Annotated in this window: 2 protein-coding genes and 1 pseudogene; all 3 read right to left on the bottom strand. The window is 45.0% G+C overall.

What is annotated here, in order from left to right; translation table 11 throughout:
* Positions 1–610, bottom strand: a pseudogene (locus AB4496_RS26845) (thiamine ABC transporter permease); the annotation flags it as partial.
* 5 nt (positions 611–615) lie between these two features.
* On the bottom strand, positions 616–1782 hold the full coding sequence (locus AB4496_RS26840; protein WP_032555185.1) for an ABC transporter substrate-binding protein: 1167 nt from the start codon (positions 1780–1782) through the stop codon (positions 616–618).
* A gap of 317 nt (positions 1783–2099) precedes the next feature.
* A partial coding sequence (locus AB4496_RS26835) for an META domain-containing protein (RefSeq protein WP_372132956.1) occupies positions 2100–2248 on the bottom strand: 149 nt, incomplete at its 5' end.

The following is a 2248-nucleotide window of genomic DNA, read 5'->3' as shown; positions in this document are numbered from 1 at the left end:
TGGTAAACCATTGTGGGAAAATACACTTCCACCAGATCTGAGCACGGCAATAACCCAGAGAGGCACTGACCTTAGTGATGCGTTCAACATCGATTTGTTGAAGTATCGAAATGCTCATCAGCAATAAGAAGGGCACTTCTTTGAGTGCGAGCATAATGATTAGGCCAAACGCGTAAGGATCTTTTATCAGCAAAGCCAATTCAGAGCTTGTAGCTGATTCGCCGAGCAAGTGATGTACGGCTCTTGCGCCAAGCCCCGTTGGACTAAACAGAAAAGCAAAGCCGATAGCGAAAGCCACATGTGGAATGGCAAGCATTGGCGATAGCGTTAACTCAATCTTTCTCCAAAACTTGTTTCCCCAAGAGGCTTGAAGAATGCAAAAGGTCAGGAAGCAGGCGATATAGCTGCTTGCAATTGCTGACCCTAGGCTCAAACCAATAGAGTGCCAAGCCCCTTCCCATTGAAAGACTTGGTTAAAACCGTTGAGTGTTGGTTCCTCTAAACCTAGGGGCGGGATGAAACTCAGTGACGAGGCCACTACTCCCGCTACCCCAGGACTCGTAGGGACAATGCACACAGCTATAACAACAAAATATAGAGCGCGTAGCATGAATTTTAGTTACCGTATCGCTTAAGCCACTCTTTCTCGAGCGCGTTTTGCCAGCTTGGGTGTGGTTCATCAATCGATTTAAATTGTTGAGTATTCTTAGCGCTACCAGTCAGGTACTTGCTGCTTAATACAGAAGGATCACCCCAAACATTGAGGTCGCCTTTGCGCGATTGTGCTTCTGGGCTCAACAAGAAGTTGATGGTTACCTGAGCGCCAGCACTTGCATTAGCATTCCAAGGAATCGCAAGGAAGTGAATGTTAGACAGAGCGCCACTTTCTAGAGCATAGGCCTTGGTAGTTTCAGCTAGGCGGCCACTTGATTGTGCTGAATAAACAGAGTTTGGATTGAACGTAATCGCGAGGTCGAGCTGTCCGTCATCCAGAAGTTGAATGCTTTCAGATGTACCTGCAGGAAATTGCTTTCCGCCTCGCCATGCCACTTTATGGAATTTATCTAAGTAAGCCCACAGTGGTGCTGTAACTTCTTGGAAGTTGTCTTCCGAAACAGGTTGTGCCAGTGCAGGGTTGTTGTCTGTTAGCTCAATCAGTAGAGACTTGATGAAGCTGGTGCCATGAAATTCAGGTGGGCGAGGGTAGCTTAAGCGGTTCGGGAAAGCTTGAGCGTAGCTCAACATCTCTGAAAAAGATTGTGGCGGATTGTTTAGCGTCTCTTGGTCGTGAATGAACACCAGTTGTCCGACGCCCCAAGGTGCTTCTAAGCCTTCGGTTGGCTCCGAGAAATCGACATCAATTGGTAAAGATTTATCAACGTACTGCCAGTTTGGAAGTGATTCTGTGAATGGTCCAAATAACAGCGCATTGTCTTTCATCGAGCGAAAGTTCTCACCATTAATCCAAACGATATCGACACTGCCTTCGCTGTTCTTGCCTGCGGCTTTTTCTGCAAGTAGTCGAGTAGTCGTTTCAGCAATGTCGGTTACTTTTACATGCTTTAAGGTCACACCGTAGTCACTTTGTAACTCCTTGCCTGCCCATTGTAGGTAACGATTGATTTCTTGGCTTCCGCCCCAAGCGTGAAAGTAGACAGTTTGTCCCTCTGCCTGCTGTTCTATTTGGTTCCAGCTATTGGTTGATGTTGCTTCATCAGCGTAAATGGCTGCGCTGTATGCAACGGTTGCCATGATTCCTAACGTACTTACTATCTTGTTCATAAACTTTTCCATTTGGTAGTGAACGGGCAAGAGCATTGTTATTTCGAACTCCCTACAGTTATTCTATCTGTTTCTGAAATAATTTCTAATTCAACAGTAAATTCAATCAATTACTTAAGGGCTCTTACCATCCTAGCAACAGACCGTTGAACTGATGAATTTATTGCACTCAAATGATAGATTTTTTAGGTTTATTGGGGTTTGGTACGAAAAGTAAGCGATGAGTGTCAGTTTTTAAGGAATCATGAGTGTAAGAAAGCAATAAAAAAAGGAGCCACTAGGGCTCCTTTAATCAATTATTTGGTTTCTCTGACGGATTAGTTTACCCAGTCACGAATTGTGTACGTTAGCGTGTGTACATCGTTTTTCAATACTAGCGTATCGTTTGTTAGTGTTACGTCGCTCCACTCGCTTAGAGTCGCTGAAACCGATTGTTCGATTTCCATCGCAGACCCGTGACACATTT

This window comes from Vibrio sp. 10N.222.46.A1, from assembly GCF_041473595.1.
GTDB lineage: Bacteria > Pseudomonadota > Gammaproteobacteria > Enterobacterales > Vibrionaceae > Vibrio > Vibrio tasmaniensis_A.
This window is presented reverse-complemented; position numbering and strand designations above follow the sequence as displayed.

Bases quoted from the DNA above. Each gene is read 5' to 3' on its own strand.
- AB4496_RS26840 (WP_032555185.1), bottom strand. From the start codon at position 1,782: ATGAACAAGATAGTAAGTACGTTAGGAATCATGGCAACCGTTGCATAC.